Origin of the sequence: Haemophilus sp. SZY H36 (genome assembly GCF_018829625.1) — a bacterium.
GTDB lineage: Bacteria > Pseudomonadota > Gammaproteobacteria > Enterobacterales > Pasteurellaceae > Haemophilus > Haemophilus haemolyticus_K.
Genome location: NZ_JAHKKA010000003.1, coordinates 151,786 through 166,570, shown reverse-complemented (window position 1 = coordinate 166,570; position 14,785 = coordinate 151,786). Strand labels below are relative to the sequence as shown.

The 14,785-nt window shown below is 40.6% G+C and carries 12 protein-coding genes; all 12 read left to right on the top strand.

What is annotated here, in order from left to right:
• The first annotated feature begins 2 nt into the window (after positions 1-2).
• The 12 genes from KP713_RS06800 (at position 3) to argH (ending at position 14,768) form a co-directional block, all read left to right on the top strand.
• Positions 3-1,727 (top strand): ABC transporter ATP-binding protein, encoded by a 1,725-nt coding sequence (locus tag KP713_RS06800; RefSeq protein ID WP_215770213.1) that lies wholly within the window; start codon positions 3-5, stop codon positions 1,725-1,727.
• A gap of 8 nt (positions 1,728-1,735) precedes the next feature.
• The gene (locus KP713_RS06795) at positions 1,736-3,508 is read left to right on the top strand and encodes an ABC transporter ATP-binding protein (RefSeq protein WP_215770212.1); all 1,773 of its coding nucleotides are present in this window, start codon (positions 1,736-1,738) and stop codon (positions 3,506-3,508) included.
• Entirely contained in the window at positions 3,465-4,709 is a 1,245-nt protein-coding gene (locus KP713_RS06790) for an MFS transporter (RefSeq protein ID WP_215770211.1), read from the top strand. The genes KP713_RS06795 and KP713_RS06790 overlap by 44 nt, the downstream gene beginning before the upstream one ends.
• Before the next feature lie 116 nt (positions 4,710-4,825).
• Complete coding sequence (locus KP713_RS06785) at positions 4,826-5,116, top strand: co-chaperone GroES (RefSeq protein ID WP_005629492.1); 291 nt, start codon at positions 4,826-4,828, stop codon at positions 5,114-5,116.
• A gap of 19 nt (positions 5,117-5,135) precedes the next feature.
• Positions 5,136-6,779, top strand: coding sequence for a chaperonin GroEL (gene groL, locus KP713_RS06780; protein WP_005632790.1), 1,644 nt, complete (start codon positions 5,136-5,138; stop codon positions 6,777-6,779).
• 109 nt (positions 6,780-6,888) lie between these two features.
• Positions 6,889-7,437, top strand: coding sequence for a YecA/YgfB family protein (locus tag KP713_RS06775; protein WP_105887821.1), 549 nt, complete (start codon positions 6,889-6,891; stop codon positions 7,435-7,437).
• Between the two features lie 11 nt (positions 7,438-7,448).
• Positions 7,449-8,741: a Xaa-Pro aminopeptidase gene (gene pepP / locus KP713_RS06770; protein WP_215770210.1), complete on the top strand. Its 1,293-nt coding sequence runs from the start codon at positions 7,449-7,451 to the stop codon at positions 8,739-8,741.
• A gap of 101 nt (positions 8,742-8,842) precedes the next feature.
• Positions 8,843-9,268: a universal stress protein UspA gene (uspA, locus tag KP713_RS06765; RefSeq protein ID WP_005629483.1), complete on the top strand. Its 426-nt coding sequence runs from the start codon at positions 8,843-8,845 to the stop codon at positions 9,266-9,268.
• 187 nt (positions 9,269-9,455) lie between these two features.
• Positions 9,456-12,080: an alanine--tRNA ligase gene (gene alaS, locus KP713_RS06760; protein WP_215770209.1), complete on the top strand. Its 2,625-nt coding sequence runs from the start codon at positions 9,456-9,458 to the stop codon at positions 12,078-12,080.
• Positions 12,081-12,157: 77 nt separating this feature from the next.
• Positions 12,158-12,349, top strand: a complete 192-nt coding sequence (gene csrA, locus KP713_RS06755) for a carbon storage regulator CsrA (protein WP_048953448.1) — start codon at positions 12,158-12,160, stop codon at positions 12,347-12,349.
• A gap of 23 nt (positions 12,350-12,372) precedes the next feature.
• Entirely contained in the window at positions 12,373-13,260 is an 888-nt protein-coding gene (gene galU, locus KP713_RS06750) for a UTP--glucose-1-phosphate uridylyltransferase GalU (protein ID WP_048953452.1), read from the top strand.
• A gap of 134 nt (positions 13,261-13,394) precedes the next feature.
• The gene (argH, locus tag KP713_RS06745; RefSeq protein WP_215770208.1) at positions 13,395-14,768 is read left to right on the top strand and encodes an argininosuccinate lyase; all 1,374 of its coding nucleotides are present in this window, start codon (positions 13,395-13,397) and stop codon (positions 14,766-14,768) included.
• The last annotated feature ends 17 nt before the right edge of the window (positions 14,769-14,785 follow it).

Below are 14,785 nucleotides of genomic sequence, written 5' to 3'. Positions count from 1 at the left end.
CAATGAGTCAGCAACACCAACAAATTTGCCAACCTGTTGCCGCGCAATTACGCGCCTCAATGTGGTTGGCAACCTTCGCGCAAGGCTTAAAAATCGGGATTTGGCTTTTGATGATCCACATTGTGTTCACCGTCAGCCAATCTCTTACGTTTCCTTATTGGCAGATTTTCGCGCTGCTTGTCACGTCCATTTTGTATTACACCTGCAAAATTAAAGCGCACGACAAATCTCATTATGCAGCCTTTGAATTGGAAAAAATGCTACGCCAACAGCTTGCGAAAAAAATTAGTCAATTATCGTTAGGCAAAGTCAATGAAATCGGTTCAGGCGGTTTAACCAAAGTACTGTGCGATGACGTAAACGAATTGCACACCTTTGTTGCCGATGCGCCCCCCCTTAAAGCGGAGGCTTATTCCACACCAATTTTCGTGTTGGCAGCATTATTTTGGTTAAATTGGCAAATGGCATTGGCTGTGGTGATTTTCCTAGTCGTGCTATTTACGATTCTGCAACGGTTAATGCAAAAAAGTCGATTGAATTATCGTGATTACGGTGCTGCCGTGAGCAGAATCAACAGCGCGATTATTGAATATATTCAAGGCATGAGCACGATTCGTACCTTTGATGCGGGACAAAGTTCATACAGTCGTTTTAGCACCGCATTGGAAAATTTTAATCAGGTCATCTTCGCTTTTTTAGCTAAAGTGGGCGCCCCAACACGTCTTGCCCGTTCGCTCTTTACGCCAATGCCGATCATGTTGTTTTTGATCGTGTTAGGCGTGTATTTACACTCACTTGCGCTGCTTTCCACCTTTGGCTTTTTTGCCTTTTTAGTGTTAGCCGCCGGCTTAATTGAAACCATGCATCCATACATGGGACTGTTTCATTTGTTGGAACGCTCCCGCGCTGCCATTGAACGCATTAACGAAATAAAAACGTTGGAAAATGCCACCGCACTTTTGCCGTTACAAACACCGAAGGGGTATGCTGTTCAATTTGAACAGGTCAATTTCAGCTATGATGCCGACAAAGCAACGCTGAAAAATATAGACTTCAGCGTGCCGCAAAATAGTTTTACTGCCATTATTGGCACTTCAGGCTCCGGCAAAACCACCTTACTCAATTTGCTGTTGCGCTTTTGGGATGTCGATAGCGGAAAAATCACCTTAGGTGGTGCGGATATTCGTCATATGGAACAGGATCAACTCATGAAGTATTGTTCGGTCGTATTTCAGGATAATTTCTTATTTTCTTGCTCTATTGCCGAAAACATCGCTTACGGCATAGAAAATGTGACGGAAGAAGCCATTATCAATGCCGCCAAACAAGCCCGTATTCATGACTTTATTATGACCTTGCCAGAGCAATATCAAACGAAAGTGGGTGAACGCGGACAATTATTGTCAGGCGGACAAAAACAACGTATCAGTATAGCCCGTGCCTTTTTACAAAATCGCCCGATTTTATTGCTAGACGAACCCACGGCTTTTTCCGATGCAAAAAACGAGGCGGATTTAATGCAGGCATTTCATGCGCTGATGCAAAATAAAACGGTGATCATGGTGGCGCATCGCCTGTCTAGCATTACCCAAGCCGATCAAATTATTTATTTAGAGAACGGCGAAATCATTGCTCAAGGCAATCACCAAGCCTTGTTGCAAACCAACGTCGCCTATCAAACCCTTTGGGCGGAATATCAACAGGCAAAATCTTGGACGATACATTAGAGAATGTTATGCAATCTTACTTTAATCCCGAAACTCAACGTGTAAAAAGCCTATGGCAAACTTATCACACCTTATTTGCCGCCGCTCAACAGCAACAAAGCGCATTCTTACGCTGTCTCGCTTTTGCAGCACTGTCTGCAATTTTATTCGGCGTGGCTATCGGCTTACTGTATCCGCTGCTTTTGGCATTAGAACAAACTGAAGCAGGACAAAGTGCAGTCATTTTTTGGAGTGTTTTGTGTGGCGTGCTTTTAATCGTCAGCCTCCTTTTCCGCATTTGGGCGGAATATTATGACACCAAAGGCGATTCATTTTTGGCGACATATCAATTAAGACGTCAACTGGGCGAAAAACTTCGCTGCGTATCTCTTGCTGTCCTCAGTAGATTTCGTGCAGGCGAACTCAGTTCCGTTGCCATCCAAAGTATTAATGAAGCTACGAATTACGCATTCAGTTTAATCAGTATTCTAATTTATGGCATCGTAACACCGGTGTCTGCCGCCCTTTGTCTTTGTTTCTTTGATTACCGCTTTGGGCTGCTGATCTTCATTATTTTTCCGCTTATCGTGCCACTTTATTTATGGCGAAGAAAAGCTTTTCGTCGTGGATTTAGTATTTTGGCAGAAGCTAATCAGCGACTTAAAGGCGAAACCATTGAGTTTGTGCAAGGTTTGGAAATTCTGAAATCAACAGGGCAAACTGAAAACAAACAACACATTTTCAACCGTGTGATTGAAGATGTGGCCAATATTCAACGCATCGGCACTAAAAAAGGCGAACGTCCGAATTTGATTATTACCTCAAGCATTCAATTAAGTCTTATTGCGGTATTAATTGTTGGCACATTTTGGGTGATTTCCGGTAGCGCTCATTGGGTATTGTTAGCCACAGTGCTGATTTTAATTGCGCGAATTTCAGATGTATTGAACTTCTTTGTGCAAATGTCTTCGCTCTTAGAAATTTTTGTGATTAGCTGTGAAAAATTTGAAAAACTGATGGCATTGCCTGAATTGGCGGAAAATCATGGCAGCAGATTACCCACAGATTATCGCATTCGGTATGAGCATGTCCGCTTTGGTTATAATGCTGAAAAAACCATCTTAAACGACATTAATCTAGACATAAAACCTAACAGCCTCAATGCTTTTGTGGGCACCAGCGGTTGCGGTAAAACAACATTACTTCGCTTGTTGTTGCGTTATGCTGATCCGCAATCAGGGCGAATTACGATCGGCGATATCGATATTCGGGATGTTAGCCAAGAACAGCTCATGCGCTTAATTTCTGTGGTGTTTCAAGACGTGTATTTATTCCAAGACAGTGTATTAAATAACATCCGAATGGCAAAACCCAATGCCACCGATGAAGAGGTGATTCACGCCTGTAAACTTGCCCAATGCCATGATTTTATTCAAGCATTACCACAAGGGTATCAAACGCAAGTTAATGAAATTGGAAGTAATTTTTCCGGCGGCGAAAAGCAACGACTTGCTATTGCCCGCGCGATTTTAAAAGACGCACCGATTCTCATTTTAGATGAACCGACAGCATCGTTGGATACCCGCAATGAGCTGGCAGTACAAAAAGCGCTGGATCAGCTGGTTAAAGACAAAACCGTGTTTATTATCGCTCACCGACTTTCCACCATTGTGGGCGCGCATTGCATTTATGTGTTGGAAAACGGCAGCATTGCCGAACAAGGCACGCATCAAACACTTTTAGAACAAAAAGGACGTTATGCAGCATTTTGGCAATGCCAACAAGGCAACATCACTCACTAAACAGGATTGGGCGATCCTTGCCACGACTGCCGGTTTTAAATTCTGCGTAGTAGCGTTTTATATGATTGCGCTCATCACCATGTTAAAAGAAATGGGGTTTGATCTTAAACAGATTAGTTGGTTCTATTTGCTTGGTGGAATGGAAATGGCGAAATTCATCGTTTCGCCGTTAATTGAACGCTATCGTCTCAAACGTATCGGGCAATTTCGAGGCTGGCTATGCCTTTCCTCGCTAATCATTTTTATTGCCTTATTTATGTTGCATTTCATCCAACCGCAACAAGATTTTGCACTGCTTATGGTGACGTGTGTGCTATTGAACCTAAGCAGTCTATTTTTTGGTTGTGCGGCGTTGGGGCTGACGTGTGCCATCCTGCCTTTTGAGCAACGTGGCTTTGGCGGCGTCATTCAAGTGATCGCAGGACGCCTGGGTAAAATGCTTGGCGGCGGTTTGGTGTTACTGATTTATCATCATTACGGCTGGCAAAGTGCGGTGGATTTAATCAGTGTTTTTGCGCTACTGTTGATTCTACAAATCAGCCTATATTCCGAACCTACAGTTGCCACTGAACCGCAAAATCCGCCATTGCGTTTTTTATTCACACGCTTTTTCCACTTTTGGCAACAACCGCACATCTCATTTCATTGGTTGATTTTATTGTTATTTGTGTTTATTCCCAGCGGCATGGTGGTCAGTAGTTTCATTCCACGTCTAAATGCATTGGGCTGGAGCAGCCAACACATTGGGTTATTACTTTCCGTATTCGAACCCCTTTGTGCTATCGCTTTTGCTCCACTCAGCGGTCTATTACTCAAAAAATATTCTCGGGCTTCCGTCACCCAATGGATATTATTTAGCCAAATCTTTGCCTTCTTCTTATTTATTTTATTTGAATATGTCGGCACGGGTTTTCCTTATCTTATTGCTGTACCAATCTTATTATTAAGTATTACTTACGCATTACTTGTGCCTTGCTTACTCGCCATGATTATGGACAAATCAACTAAAACATACGCTACGCTTGACAGTGCGTTACAATTTTCTATCGCGCTTTTAGGGGCCTATTTAGCTGGATTTATCTCTATCCGAATTGCAGGTACTTTTGGTTATTTAGCAGTTTATATTATTGCAACGTTTGTGGCTGCTGGAATAGAGTGTTTCTTTATATGCTCAAAAAAAAGTAAATGTAATGATGAATAGCCCGTATTTAGATTTCAATAAGTAAGTGCAAAATTTTTAATTTATCACACTTGAAAGTTAGAAATCGTTCCCTATATAAGAGATGCTTTACAAATTCTTTAAGAAGGAAATTAATCATGAATATTCGTCCTTTACACGATCGTGTAATTATTAAACGTGAAGAAGTCGAAACCCGTTCAGCAGGTGGTATCGTATTAACTGGTTCAGCGGCGACCAAATCAACCCGTGCGAAAGTATTAGCTGTGGGTAAAGGTCGTATTTTAGAAAATGGCACTGTTCAACCTTTAGATGTGAAAGTTGGCGATACCGTAATTTTCAATGACGGTTACGGTGTGAAAAGCGAAAAAATCGATGGTGAAGAAGTATTAATCATTTCTGAAAACGACATCTTAGCAATTGTAGAATAATTAGATAAGGGAAAAGAAAATGGCAGCAAAAGACGTAAAATTTGGTAACGATGCACGCGTAAAAATGCTTAAAGGCGTGAATGTATTAGCCGATGCAGTAAAAGTGACCCTTGGCCCTAAAGGTCGTAATGTAATTTTAGATAAATCATTTGGTGCACCAACTATCACTAAAGACGGTGTGTCTGTTGCTCGTGAAATCGAATTAGAAGATAAATTCGAAAACATGGGTGCACAAATGGTGAAAGAAGTGGCATCTAAAGCAAATGATGCTGCAGGTGACGGTACAACCACTGCAACTGTACTTGCGCAAGCTATCGTAAATGAAGGCTTGAAAGCAGTAGCGGCAGGCATGAATCCAATGGATTTAAAACGTGGTATCGATAAAGCAGTAAGTGCGGTTGTTTCTGAGCTTAAAAATTTATCTAAACCTTGTGAAACAGCGAAAGAAATTGAACAAGTAGGGACTATTTCTGCAAACTCTGACAGCATTGTAGGTCAATTAATCTCACAAGCGATGGAAAAAGTGGGTAAAGAAGGCGTGATTACCGTTGAAGATGGTACGGGTCTTGAAGATGAATTAGATGTGGTTGAAGGGATGCAATTCGATCGTGGTTACCTTTCTCCATATTTCATCAACAAACCAGAAACTGCAACGGTTGAATTAGATAATCCATATCTTCTTCTTGTTGATAAAAAAATCTCTAACATCCGTGAATTACTTCCAGTGTTAGAAGGTGTTGCGAAAGCAGGTAAACCGTTATTAATCATCGCTGAAGATGTGGAAGGTGAAGCGCTTGCAACCTTAGTGGTGAACACTATGCGCGGTATCGTGAAAGTTGCAGCCGTGAAAGCGCCAGGTTTTGGTGATCGTCGTAAAGCAATGTTACAAGATATTGCGATCTTAACTGCAGGTACTGTGATTTCTGAAGAAATCGGTATGGAACTTGAAAAAGCGACATTAGAAGATTTAGGTCAAGCAAAACGTGTTGTTATCAATAAAGATAACACAACCATTATTGATGGTATTGGTGATGAAGCACAAATCAAAGGTCGCGTAGCTCAAATTCGTCAACAAATCGAAGAATCAACTTCTGATTATGACAAAGAAAAACTTCAAGAACGCGTGGCTAAACTTGCTGGCGGTGTGGCAGTAATCAAAGTAGGCGCGGCAACTGAAGTTGAAATGAAAGAGAAAAAAGACCGTGTAGATGATGCGTTACACGCAACTCGTGCAGCGGTTGAAGAAGGTATCGTTGCGGGTGGTGGTGTTGCATTAGTTCGCGCAGCCGCGAAAGTAGCAGCAAGCCTAAAAGGTGACAACGAAGAACAAAATGTAGGTATCAAACTTGCGCTACGTGCGATGGAAGCACCTTTACGTCAAATCGTCACTAACGCAGGTGAAGAAGCATCTGTTGTGGCAAGTGCGGTTAAAAATGGAGAAGGAAACTTTGGTTATAACGCAGGTACAGAACAATACGGCGATATGATCGAAATGGGTATTTTAGATCCAACTAAAGTAACTCGTTCTGCGTTACAATTCGCAGCATCTGTAGCAGGCTTAATGATTACCACTGAATGTATGGTAACCGAGCTTCCAAAAGATGAAAAAGCTGACCTAGGCGCAGGCATGGGCGGTATGGGTGGAATGGGCGGAATGATGTAATTCGCTCATCATCAGGTAAAAAGTGCGGTCGTTTTTCCACAAGGAAAAGCGATCGCTTTTTTATTTACAAAGGTTTACACTAATTTCAAATTTACTCAGGAAATCTATTATGCTCATTTCTCATTCTGACCTTAACCAACAACTTAAATCTGCTGGAATCGGCTTTAATGCAACAGAACTACATGGTTTTTTAAGCGGTTTACTTTGTGGAGGCTTAAAAGATCAAAGTTGGCTACCGCTCTTATATCAATTCAGCAATGATAATCACGCTTACCCAACAGGATTAGTTCAACCCGTTACAGAACTTTATGAACAAATTAGTCAAACCTTATCAGATGTTGAAGGATTTACCTTTGAACTTGGTTTAACCGAAGATGAAAATGTCTTTGCCCAAGCGGATAGCTTATCTGACTGGGCAAACCAATTCTTACTAGGTCTTGGCTTAGCACAACCTGAATTAGCAAAAGAAAAAGGCGAAATTGGCGAAGCCGTAGATGATTTACAAGATATTTGCCAACTTGGTTATGATGAAGACGATAACGAAGAAGAACTCGCGGAAGCACTAGAAGAAATCATTGAATATGTTCGCACCATTGCTATGTTGTTCTATTCTCATTTCAACGAAGGAGAAATTGAGAGCAAACCTGTATTACATTAAGGAGATCTAGGATGGAATTGGCTTATATGGCTGAATTGCCTAAAGAAGAATTTGGGGAACGCCGCACACGAGTGTTCGCTCAAATGCAACCTAATTCAGCATTATTGCTTTTTTCTGAAATCGAAAAACGCCGTAATAATGATTGTACCTATCCTTTCCGTCAAGATAGCTATTTTTGGTATTTAACAGGCTTTAATGAACCGAATGCAGCACTGTTATTACTGAAAACAGAACAAGCTGAAAAAGCCATTATTTTTCTCCGTCCACGCGATCCGTTACTTGAAACGTGGAATGGTCGCCGATTGGGTGTTGAGCGAGCACCACAACAACTTAATGTAAATGAAGCCTATTCTATTGAAGAGTTCGCTACCGTACTGCCAAAAATACTAAACAACCTAACCGCACTTTACTATGTGCCAGAAATTCATACTTGGGGTGATAAATTAGTAACAGAAAGTGCGGTGAGTTTTAGCGAGATTTTAGATTGGCGACCAATGCTCAGCGAAATGCGTCTTATAAAATCGCCTAATGAAATCCGCTTAATGCAACAAGCGGGACAAATTACGGCACTTGCTCATATTAAAACGATGCAAACGACACGCCCAAATCGCTTTGAATATGAAATTGAAGGCGATATTTTGCATGAATTTAATCGCCATTGCGCAAGATTTCCTTCTTACAATTCCATTGTTGCAGGGGGAAATAACGCCTGTATTTTGCACTACACAGAAAATGATCGCCCACTAAATGATGGGGATTTAGTGCTCATTGACGCCGGCTGTGAGTTTGCCATGTATGCTGGCGATATTACCCGCACTTTTCCTGTAAATGGAAAATTTAGCCAGCCTCAACGTGAAATTTACGAGTTAGTTTTAAAAGCACAAAAACGTGCGATTGAATTGCTTGTACCGGGCAATTCTATTAAACAAGCCAATGATGAAGTCATTCGTATTAAAACCCAAGGATTAGTGGATTTAGGCATCTTAAACGGTGATGTCGATACACTCATTGAACAACAAGCTTATCGCCAATTTTATATGCATGGATTAGGACACTGGCTAGGTTTAGATGTACATGATGTGGGTAGCTATGGTCAGGATAAACAGCGGATACTCGAAATCGGCATGGTGATTACCGTTGAACCTGGTATTTATATTTCAGAAGATGCTGATGTGCCAGAGCAATACAAAGGCATTGGCGTGCGCATTGAGGACAATTTACTCATAACTGAACATGGTAATAAAATCCTAACCGCAGCTGCCCCTAAAGAAATTGCAGACATTGAAAATTTAATGAATTTTTAATAAAAATGTTTAAATTGTGATCTAGTACACAGTTTTTTATTGCTCAAAATGTTAGCATTAGAACCAGTTAAAAGCCGAACCAATCAGTTAAGGAGTCGATTATGTACAAACACGTTTTAGTGGCAGTAGATCTTTCCGAAGAGAGTCCAGTTTTACTTAAAAAAGCGGTTGGGGTTGCAAAACGCCATGAAGCAAAGCTTTCTATCATCCACGTTGATGTGAACTTCTCGGATCTTTACACTGGATTGATTGATGTGAATATGTCTTCGATGCAAGACAGAATTTCCACGGAAACACAAAAAGCCTTATTAGATTTAGCTGAAAGTGCGGATTATCCAATTTCAGAAAAATTGAGTGGCAGTGGTGATTTAGGACAAGTTCTAAGTGATGCCATCGAACAATATGATGTAGATTTATTAGTGACGGGACATCACCAAGATTTTTGGAGTAAGTTAATGTCTTCAACACGTCAAGTGATGAATACGATTAAAATTGATATGTTGGTTGTTCCGCTTAGAGATGAATAATTAACAAGAAATTGTTTTTTGAATAATCTGAAATAACTTAAATTTTAACCGCACTTCTCAAATAGCGTCGTGGAGTGCGGTTTTATTTTGGGGTTTTGGCAAAAAGCCTTTTTATAAATTTCAAAAATATGCAAAAATAGGGCGATTTAGTTTTTATTTTTATTATGGGTAACAAGGATTCTTTTTAATGAAAACAACAGCAGAAATAAGACAATCATTCCTTGATTTTTTCCATAGCAAAGGCCACCAAGTAGTTGAGAGTAGCTCACTTGTGCCGGAAAATGATCCGACTTTGCTTTTCACGAATGCTGGGATGAACCAATTTAAGGATGTATTCCTTGGAATGGATAAACGGCCTTATTCTAGAGCGACCACCGCGCAACGTTGCGTACGTGCTGGTGGTAAACATAACGACTTAGAAAATGTTGGTTATACCGCGCGTCATCATACTTTCTTTGAAATGCTCGGTAACTTCAGTTTTGGTGATTACTTTAAACACGATGCGATTAATTTTGCTTGGGAATATTTAACATCCCCACAATGGCTTGGTTTACCTAAAGAAAAACTATGGGTAACCGTGTATGAAAGCGATGACGAAGCCTACAACATCTGGAATAAAGAAGTCGGTGTTCCTGCTGAACGCATTATTCGCATTGGTGACAATAAAGGCGCACCTTACGCATCAGACAACTTCTGGGCAATGGGCGACACGGGGCCTTGCGGTCCTTGTACTGAAATTTTCTACGATCACGGTGATCATATTTGGGGCGGACCTCCAGGCTCACCAGAAGAAGATGGCGACCGTTATATTGAAATCTGGAACGTTGTGTTCATGCAATTCAACCGTTTAGCCGACGGCACAATGGAAAAATTACCACGCCCATCAGTTGATACAGGTATGGGCTTAGAGCGTATTTCTGCTGTATTACAACATGTTAACTCAAACTACGAGATTGATATTTTCAAAACATTAATCGCAAAAACGGCTGAAGTTGTAGGCACAACAGATTTAAGTAATAAATCATTACGTGTTATTGCTGACCATATTCGTTCTTGTGCATATTTAATCGCAGATGGCGTTATTCCATCAAACGAAGGCCGTGGTTATGTCTTACGTCGTATTATTCGCCGCGCAGTTCGTCACGGCCACTTATTAGGTGCCAAAGAAGCCTTTTTCTATAAACTCGTGCCAACTCTAATTGAAGTAATGGCAGAAGCAGGCAAAGACGTAAAAGCAAAACAAGTAAATGTTGAAAAACTATTACGTTTAGAAGAAGAACAATTTGCTCGCACTCTAGAGCGCGGCTTGAGCTTATTAGATGAAGCCCTTGCTCAAGTGAAAGATGGGGTTCTTTCAGGTGAAGTTGCATTCAAACTTTATGACACCTATGGTTTCCCATTGGATTTAACGGCTGATGTATGTCGTGAGCGCAATATCACTATTGATGAACAAGCGTTTGACCGTGAAATGGAAGCACAACGTACTCGTGCTCAAGCAGCGAGTCAGTTTGGTGTGGACTACAACAGCATTATTCGTGTAGATGGCGAAACCAAGTTTGAAGGCTATACTGAAGTCGAATCTCAAGCAAAAATTACCGCACTTTTCCATGATGGTAAATCTGTGGAAAGTATTGAAGCAGGTCAAAGTGCAGTCGTTATTTTAGAAAATACACCGTTTTATGCAGAATCAGGTGGCCAAATTGGCGATAGCGGACACTTAAGCGCACAAGGCATTACCTTTAATGTGAAAGATACCCAAAAATATGGGCAAGTATTTGGACACATTGGAGAATTAACGCAAGGAAGTTTGAAAGTAGGGCAATCAGTGAATGCTATTGTGGATGCAGAACGTCGCCACAGTACATCACTTAATCACTCAGCAACACACTTATTGCACGCGGCTTTACGTCAAGTTTTAGGTCAACATGTTGTGCAAAAAGGATCACTTGTTTCAGATAAAGCCTTGCGTTTTGACTTTGCACAGCCAGAAGCAATTACAAAAGAACAATTAACTCAAATTGAAACACTAGTAAACCAAAAAATCCGTGCTAACTTCCCTGTTCAAACGGATATTATGGACATTGATTCAGCAAAAGCTAAAGGGGCAATGGCACTCTTTGGCGAGAAATATGGTGATAACGTTCGCGTATTGACCATGGGCGACTTCTCAATTGAGCTTTGTGGTGGTATTCACGCAAAACGCACTGGGGATATCGGTCTATTTAAAATTATTACTGAAAGCGCAGTGGCTGCAGGCGTTCGTCGTATTGAAGCTGTAACTGGTGAAAATGCGATTGAATGGTTACATAATCAACAACGCATTCTGCTCCAAAGCGCAGACTTATTCAAATCAGATGTAAATACCTTAGTAGAAAAAATCCAACAACTTCAAGACAAAGCGAAGAAAGTGGAAAAAGAATTGCAAGGTCTAAAAGAAAAAGCCGCAATGCAGGCGGGTTCTGATTTTGTGAAAAGTGCGGTGAAAATCAACGGTGTTTCTGTTATCGCACAACAATTAGATGGCATAGAAACAAAGTCATTACGTGTGATGGTCGATGATTTAAAAAATCAACTCGGCTCAGGCGTAATCGCATTCGCATCGATCTTAGATGAAAAAGTCAACCTTGTCGTTGGTGTAACAAACGATTTAACTACCAAAGTAAAAGCTGGAGAGCTCGTTAATTTAATGGCTCAACAGGTCGGGGGTAAAGGCGGTGGTCGTCCGGATATGGCAATGGCAGGAGGCTCCCAACCAGAAAATGTAGCACAAGCAGTTAAAGTGGCGCAGGACTGGTTAAACAAAAATCTGTAGTACAAGCCGGTTGGTGGGATGCCAACCTTCCTTGATTGATAGGGATATCTAATAAATGCAAACTAAGGAGATAAAAGATGTTAATCTTGACTCGTAAAGTTGGCGAAAGTGTACTTATTGGAAATGATATTTCTATCACGATTTTGAGTGTACGTGGAAACCAAGTTAAACTCGGTGTAGAAGCGCCTAAAGAAGTATCCGTTCACCGAGAAGAAATTTACCAACGAATTAAACAGATGAAAGATGAACAATTAGACGGTTCATCATAATCGTAAATAATGGATTTAATATTATGAAAGCAATTATTCCTGTAGCAGGGTTAGGGACCCGCATGTTACCTGCAACAAAAGCAATTCCAAAAGAAATGCTTACATTAGTTGATAAACCATTAATTCAGTATGTTGTAAATGAATGTGTTGCAGCTGGCATAAAAGAAATTGTACTTGTCACGCATTCATCAAAAAATGCTATCGAAAACCATTTTGATACCTCTTTTGAACTAGAAACGATGCTAGAAAAACGCGTGAAACGTCAACTTCTAGAAGAGGTGCGTTCTATCTGTCCAAAAGATGTAACTATTATGCACGTTCGTCAAGGTAATGCTAAGGGCTTAGGTCATGCGGTTCTTTGTGGTCGTCCAGTAGTTGGTAATGAGCCTTTTGCTGTAGTATTACCCGATGTATTATTGGCTGATTTTAGCGCAAATCAGAAAAAAGAAAATCTTTCTGCAATGATTAAACGTTTTAAAGAAACAGGAGCCAGTCAGATAATGGTTGCACCGGTACCACAAGAAAATGTGAGTAGCTATGGTGTTGCAGACTGTGGCGGTGTAGCTCTTAATGGTGGTGAAAGTGCAAAAATTAATAACATTGTTGAAAAACCAGCCGTTGAAGAGGCACCATCGAACCTTGCTGTAGTGGGTCGTTATGTATTCTCTGCTGAAATCTGGGATTTATTGGAAAAAACTCCGGTAGGTGTTGGTGATGAAATCCAATTGACCGATGCTATTGATATGCTCATTGAAAAAGAAACTGTCGAAGCATTCCATATGACAGGTGAAACATTCGACTGTGGTGATAAAATTGGCTATATGGAAGCTTTCGTAGAATACGGTATTCGTCACGAAAAATTAGGTAAAGAATTCAAAACATTTATCAAAAATTTAGCAAAAACACTATAAATAGCTCTAATACAGATAAAATGGACAAAATGAAAGATTTTGTCCATTTTTGTTTTATTATTAATATAGAATGTTGATTTATGCATAAATATGCACAATAATAGAATAATTAATTAAAATAAAAAGGAAAGATTATGGCACTTTGGGGTGGACGTTTTACGCAGGCAGCGGATAAACGTTTTAAAGATTTTAATGACTCGTTACGTTTTGATTATCGTTTGGTAGAACAGGATATTCAAGGCTCGATTGGTTGGTCCAAAGCCTTGGTGAAAGTCAATGTATTAACTATCGAAGAACAGCATCAACTTGAGCAAGCACTTAATGAATTACTTATTGAAGTGCGGTCAAATCCGCAAGCAATTTTACAAGATGATGCTGAAGATATTCATAGTTGGGTTGAAAGTAAGCTAATCGATAAAGTAGGCAACCTTGGTAAAAAATTACATACTGGTCGTAGCCGTAACGATCAAGTGGCAGTAGATATAAAACTATGGTGCAAACAACGTGTGGTTGAATTACAAGAATCAGTACGTAATTTGCAACGTCACTTAATTCAAACTGCAGAAAACACACAACAAGCAGTAATGCCGGGCTATACCCATTTACAACGGGCTCAACCAATAACGTTTGCTCATTGGTGTATGGCATATGTGGAAATGTTCGACCGAGACTATTCACGTTTAACAGATGCGTATAATCGAATGAATACCTGTCCACTTGGTAGTGGTGCGTTGGCTGGTACGGCTTATGCTGTAGATCGTGATTCACTTGCGCACGAGCTTGGTTTTACTTTCGCGACTAGAAATAGCTTAGATAGCGTCTCTGACCGCGATCATATCGTAGAATTACTTTCCATCGCATCTCTCAGTATGGCGCACCTTTCCCGCTTTGCTGAAGATATGATTATCTTTAATAGCGGAGAGGCAAATTTCGTCGAGCTATCTGATCGCGTGACTTCCGGCTCATCATTAATGCCACAAAAGAAAAATCCTGATGCATGTGAGTTAATTCGAGGCAAAGCCGGCAGGGTGATTGGCTCATTAACAGGCATGCTAGTCACCTTAAAAGGCCTGCCACTTGCGTATAACAAAGATATGCAAGAAGACAAAGAAGGTATTTTTGATGCCTTAGATACTTGGCAAAACTGTGTGGACATGGCAACGTTCGTATTAGATGAATTGAAAGTAAATGTTGAACGTACTCGTGAAGCCGCGTTAAAAGGCTATTCAAACGCAACTGAATTAGCGGATTATTTAGTTTCTAAGGGCGTACCTTTCCGAGATTCTCATCATATTGTGGGTGAAACGGTTGTTTATGCGATTGATAAAGGGAAGGGATTAGAAGATCTCAGTATTCCTGAATTCCGTCAATTTAGTGACGTAGTGGGAGATGATGTTTACGAGATCCTTTCTCTCCAATCTTGCTTAGACAAACGTTGTGCAAAAGGTGGTGTATCGCCATTAAGAGTTGCTGAAGCGATTGCAGAAGCGAAAATACGTTTAGCTTAATTATAACGTTAAAGTGC